Below are 5372 nucleotides of genomic sequence, written 5' to 3' on the forward strand. Positions count from 1 at the left end.
TCAACGCGGCGCTCTCAGGTTCTTCGCGAGCAAGCCCGCTCCCACATAAAGCGGCTCTGCTTTTGCTCTAACACTCAGGTCGCCTTTGCCGCTTTTGCAACGTGACTCGCTGTAAGAGCGAAACCATAGGTGGTCGTTACCTGAATAACGGATATGCCCCCAACCCCAACAACCCAAGTCAGATGGCCTCAGCCATCAACAACTCCCGCGTATACGGATGCCGCGCATCAGCAAACAGCGCCGCCGTCTCCCCCTGCTCCACCACCCTCCCCTGACGCATCACCGCAATCCGGTCACACAACCGCGCAGCCACCCGCAAGTCATGAGTAATAAACACAATGCTCAACCTGAACCGCCGCTGCAGCGACTCCAGCAACTCCAGAATCTGCACCTGGATCAGCGCATCAAGCGCCGACACACACTCATCAGCGATCAACACCTTAGGCTCCACCGTCAACGCCCGGGCGATCCCTATGCGCTGCCGTTGCCCCCCGGAAAACTCATGAGGAAACCGCTCAAACGCCGCTGCCGGCAACCCCACCAACCCCAGCAACTCACGGGCCCGCCGCTCGGCATCCGCCTTGGAAACCCCCTGCACCAAAGGCCCAGTCATAACAATCTGCCCCACCGTCTGCCGCGGATTGAGCGAGGCAAACGGATCCTGGAAAATCATCTGCACATCACTGCGCAACGCTCGCAGCCGCCCTTCAGACAACCCCGCGACCTCCCGCCCCAACCACTCGATCCGCCCGCTGTCAGCACGCAGCAAACGCACCAGGCACCGACCCAGGGTCGACTTGCCCGACCCCGACTCCCCCACAATCCCCAACGTCTCGCCTTCACGCAATTGCAGCTGAACCGCATCCAACGCCTGAGTCGTACGCCGCCCCCACCAACCGCTGCGGCTGCGGAACACCTTGCCCAGCGCTTCGGCCTTCAGCACCACAGGGCCAGCCACCTGCGTACGTGGCACCAGCGGTTGCGCCGACACCGCCGCCAACAACTGCCGGGTGTAATCTTCCCGGGGCACACGCAACACCGCCGGGGCCGTGCCCTGCTCCACCACCCGGCCCTTCTCAAGCACCAGCACCCGGTCGGCAATCGCCTCGACCACGGCAAAGTCGTGGGTGATAAACAACAGTGCCATGCCCTTGTCCTGCTGGATCTTGCGCAGCAGGTCGAGAATCTGCGCCTGGGTGGTCACGTCCAGCGCCGAGGTCGGCTCATCGGCAATCAACAGCGCCGGATCAAACGCCAGGGCCATGGCGATCACCACCCGCTGACGCTGCCCGCCAGACAGTTCAAACGGATACGCCAGTCGCAAGCGCTCAGGGTCGGGCAAGCCGACATAACCGAGCAAATCCACCACCCGCTGACGCCGCACCCGTGCCGCCGCCACGCCATGGGCGCGCAGGGTTTCATCGATCTGTTCGCCCACCCGCAACAGTGGGTTGAGGGCGCTCATGGGTTCCTGGAATACCATGCTGATATCCCGCCCGCGCAGTTGGCGCATGGCCTCTTCGCTGCGGTCGGCCAGGTCTTCGTCGCGAAACACCAGGCGCCCGCTTTCCACCTTCAGCGGGTCCGGCAACTGGCGCAGCAAAGCCTTGGCCAGCATTGACTTGCCGGAACCGGATTCACCTACCACACACAAGCATTCGCCACTGCTCAGTTGCAGCGACAGGTCATACAGCGCATGGCTGCGATCCGCACCGGCCGGCAAGGCGATACGCAAATGTTCAACACTCAACAACGTCATAGCGACCTCCCGGGCTCAAAGGCCACACGCAAACCTTCACCGACTCGATTGACCGCCAGCACGCACAGCACAATCGCCAACCCCGGCAGAAAGCTCATCCACCAGGCGTCCCGCAGCAAGCCACGGGAGGCATTGATCATGTAGCCCCAGCTCATGGCTTCCGGGTCGCTCAAGCCGAGAAACGCCAGGGCCGCTTCGGTGAGGATCGCCGTGGCCATGACAAAGGTCATGGTCACCAGCAGCGGCGCCAGGGCGTTGGGCAGGATCTGCTGGGCGATGATCCCCAGCGGCGACTGCCCCAGCACCCGCGCGGCCTGCACGAATTCGCGCTGGCGCAGGGTCAGGAACTCACTGCGCACCAACCGCGCCACCGCCGGCCACGCTACGAGTGCGATGGCCAGCACGATGGAGAACAGGGACGGCTCAAGGATCGCCACCAGGATCACCGCCAGTACCAGTTGCGGAATGATCTGGAAGAACTCGGCAATGCGCATCAGCACACCGTCGAGCCAGCCACCGAAATAGCCGGCGACCGCGCCTACCAGCAGGCCCACCACCAGGGTCGCCAGGCTGGCCAGCGCCCCCACGGCCAGGGACACCCGCGCGCTGTACAGCAGGCCACTGGCGAGGTCGCGACCGAGCAGGTCACTGCCCAGCCAATGGGCCGGGTCGTGGAATGGCGCGAGCATCGGCGGGCTGTTCATCTCCCATGGCGAGCTGCTGGTCAGCCAGGGGGCGGCGATCGCCAACAGCGTCAGCAGCAGCAAAAACAGCGCACCGATCAACGCCGCAGGCTGGCGCACAAAACGTCGGAAAACCAGCATCAGCCTTGCACTCCTGCACCGATACGCGGGTCGAGAAAACGACAGATCACATCGGTCAACACGTTAAAGCCCACCACCAGAATCGAGATCACCAGGAAACCGCCCATCAACACGCCGTAGTCACGCTGGGCCAGCGAGTCGTACATCAAGCGACCAATCCCCGGCCAGGAATACACCACCTCCACCAGCAACGCGCCGCTGGCCAACTGGCCCAGTTGCAAACCGGCAAAGGTCACCACCGGCAACAGCGCATTGCGCAGCACATGCACGTACAAAATCCGCCGCGGGTGCAGGCCCTTGGCGTGGGCGGTGCGCACGTATTCCTGGCCAAGGGCGTCGAGCACGGCGGCGCGGGTCAGGTGGATATACAAGGCGAGGAACAGCACGCTCAACGACACGCACGGCAGCAGCAGGTGCTTGAGCCGGTCAAGCAGGGAAAAGTCCTGTGCCACCGTTTCCATGCCAAACGCCGGCAACCAATCGAGGCTGACGGAGAACAACAGGATCAGCAGCATCGCCAGCCAGAATGGCGGCATCGCATACAGCAGCAATGCGCCGTGGGAGATCACGCCATCCAGCCAGTGACGCTTCTGTCGGGCCCGGGCGGCCAACGTCCCCAGGGTGACGCCAAGCACCGACGAGAGCAAAAATGCCGAGCCCATCAGGGCCAGTGTTGCCGGCAAGCGCTCGGCAATCAGCGACCACACCGAGGTCTGGTTGCGGTAGGAATAACCCAGGTCCAGATGGGCGATATTGCCCAGGTAGATCAGCAACTGCGTGAGCAACGGCTTGTCCAGGCCCATGGTCTGGCGCAGGTGTTCGATGAACTGCACATCGTCCACCCCCGCCTCGCCGGCCAACAGCAGCGCCGGATCACCCGGCGCCAGGCGGATCAGCAAAAAGCCCAGCACCAGCACCGCCACAATCATCAACAGTGCCTTGAGCAGGCGACCGCTGAAATACAGCAACCCGTTCATGGTGCAGGCGCGTCGAGGTAGACGCTTTCGTAGTCTTCGTTAAGGCTGGTGGCGGTTTGCAGCAGGTTCTTCACCTCTTTGTGGAACAGTGTCGGGTAGCGCATTTCGAAGATCGGCGCGATCGGCAGGTCGGTGTTCAGCACGTTTTCCAACTGGCTATAGAGCCTGGTGCGTTCCGGGCCTTCCGGGGTGTTGGCGACCTGGGTCCACAGGGCATCGGCCTCGGGGCTGTTGTAGCCGCTGACGTTGGCAAATGGCGAAGTCTTGAGGATGTAGTCGGAGCGGTACAGGTAGGCGTTGGTCAGGTACGGGTCGCCGATCTGGAAGATGAAGTTGTAGGTCAGGTCGAAGTCCCAGTCGCTGACGCGCTGGAACCAGGTGGCGGCGTCGGACGTCACCACTTGTACCTTGAAGCCCAGCGGCTGCAGGGCTTGCTTGGTGTATTCGGCCAGGCGCTCCCAGGCACCGCCCTTCTCGCCGTTGAGCAGGCGAATCCGCACGGCGCCCACGTCCACGCCGGACTCGGCAATCAGCGCCTTGGCTTTTTTCACGTCATAGGTGTACTGCGGCAATTGCGGGTCGTGGTACGGCGAGGTGGACACGAACTGGCCGGGGGCAACCTTGCCCGAACCGAAGAAGATGTTGTCGACGATGAACTGGCGGTTCAGCGCATACAGGATCGCCTGGCGCACCTTGGGGTTGTTCAGCGGCGGCTTGCGCGTATTGATCTGCAGGAAGGCCAGGCCGGAATACAGCTCCCAGCCTTTTTCCGACGACTGCACGTCCGGCAAGGCGGTCAGGCGCTTGAGGTCGGAATAGTCGGCATCACCGCTGCGCAGCACCTGCACGTCGTTGCGCTCGAACGCCGCAGCGCGGGACGAGCCGTCCGGGATCACGTGGAAGATGATCGCATCCAGGTGTGGCAGGCCCTTTTTCCAGTAGTCGGGGTTCTTTGCCAGCTTGATATAGGCGCCGCGTTTCCACTCCACAAACACAAACGGGCCGGTGCCGACAGGCTTGAGGTTATAGGGGTTGTTGCGAAAGTCAGTGTTCTCGTAGAGGTGCTTGGGCACCACAGGCCGCAGCCCGCTGCCCAGGGCCGAGAGCAACGGCGCGAAGGGTTTCTTGAGCTGGAACACCACCTGCAGCGGGTCCTTGGCGGTGATGCTGTCGACGTACTCGGTGAAGACCCCGCCCAGGCGCTTGTCCACTTCGGGGTAGAAGGTCTGGAAGCTGAACACCACGTCATCGGCGGTGAACGCGTGGCCATCATGCCAGCGCACGTTGTCCTGCAAATCGAAGGTGTAGGTCAGGCCATCGGGAGAAACGGTCCAGGCCTTGGCCAATACCGGTTTGGGTTTCAGGTCGGTGTCGAAGGTCAGCAGGCCCTGGAGGATCTTGCCGCTGACGTACTGGGTGGACACGTGGCTGACCACGCCGTGCATCAGCGACGGCGGTTCGGGTTGGGCCACCAGGTTCAGCACCCCGCCGTCATGGGGTTGCGCCTGAGCGGTGCCGGCCAGCAGCACGGCGCCAAGTCCCAGGTATGAAAGGACACGGCGAAAAGATAAAGGGCGCATGGAGACTCCTTGGCTAAGGTTTTGTCAGGGATTTAGCAAGGGCTGTGCCATGGGCGACGGGCCGCGTTTGCGGGCATCACAGGCCTTGGCAGTGATGAAAAAACCACAGTGGCCGGGACGAGTGTGGAAAAAGCAACAGCCCGCCCTCTTGAGGAATGGTTGTGCGTAGCAGCTGCCGAGCCTTGGCGAGGCTGCGTCGGTGGTGTGGCAAATATGCCGCCAACACAGCCTC

4 protein-coding genes are annotated in these 5372 nt (G+C 62.8%); all 4 read right to left on the minus strand.

Going from position 1 to position 5372, the window contains the following annotated elements:
• Positions 1-178 precede the first annotated feature (178 nt).
• The 4 genes from ACW9I6_RS30510 to ACW9I6_RS30525 are packed head-to-tail and all read right to left on the minus strand — an operon-like array spanning position 179 to position 5140.
• Positions 179-1759 carry a dipeptide ABC transporter ATP-binding protein gene (locus ACW9I6_RS30510; RefSeq protein WP_457340172.1) on the minus strand — a complete coding sequence of 527 codons (1581 nt, stop codon included), beginning with the start codon at positions 1757-1759 and terminating at the stop codon, positions 179-181.
• Entirely contained in the window at positions 1756-2583 is an 828-nt protein-coding gene (locus ACW9I6_RS30515; protein ID WP_457340173.1) for an ABC transporter permease, read from the minus strand. Before ACW9I6_RS30515 ends, ACW9I6_RS30510 begins: the two co-directional genes overlap by 4 nt.
• Positions 2583-3560 (minus strand): ABC transporter permease, encoded by a 978-nt coding sequence (locus ACW9I6_RS30520; protein WP_087693384.1) that lies wholly within the window; start codon positions 3558-3560, stop codon positions 2583-2585. Before ACW9I6_RS30520 ends, ACW9I6_RS30515 begins: the two co-directional genes overlap by 1 nt.
• Positions 3557-5140: an ABC transporter substrate-binding protein gene (locus ACW9I6_RS30525; RefSeq protein WP_102368663.1), complete on the minus strand. Its 1584-nt coding sequence runs from the start codon at positions 5138-5140 to the stop codon at positions 3557-3559. Before ACW9I6_RS30525 ends, ACW9I6_RS30520 begins: the two co-directional genes overlap by 4 nt.
• Positions 5141-5372 lie beyond the last annotated feature (232 nt).

The organism is Pseudomonas sp. SDO5522_S412, from assembly GCF_054071215.1.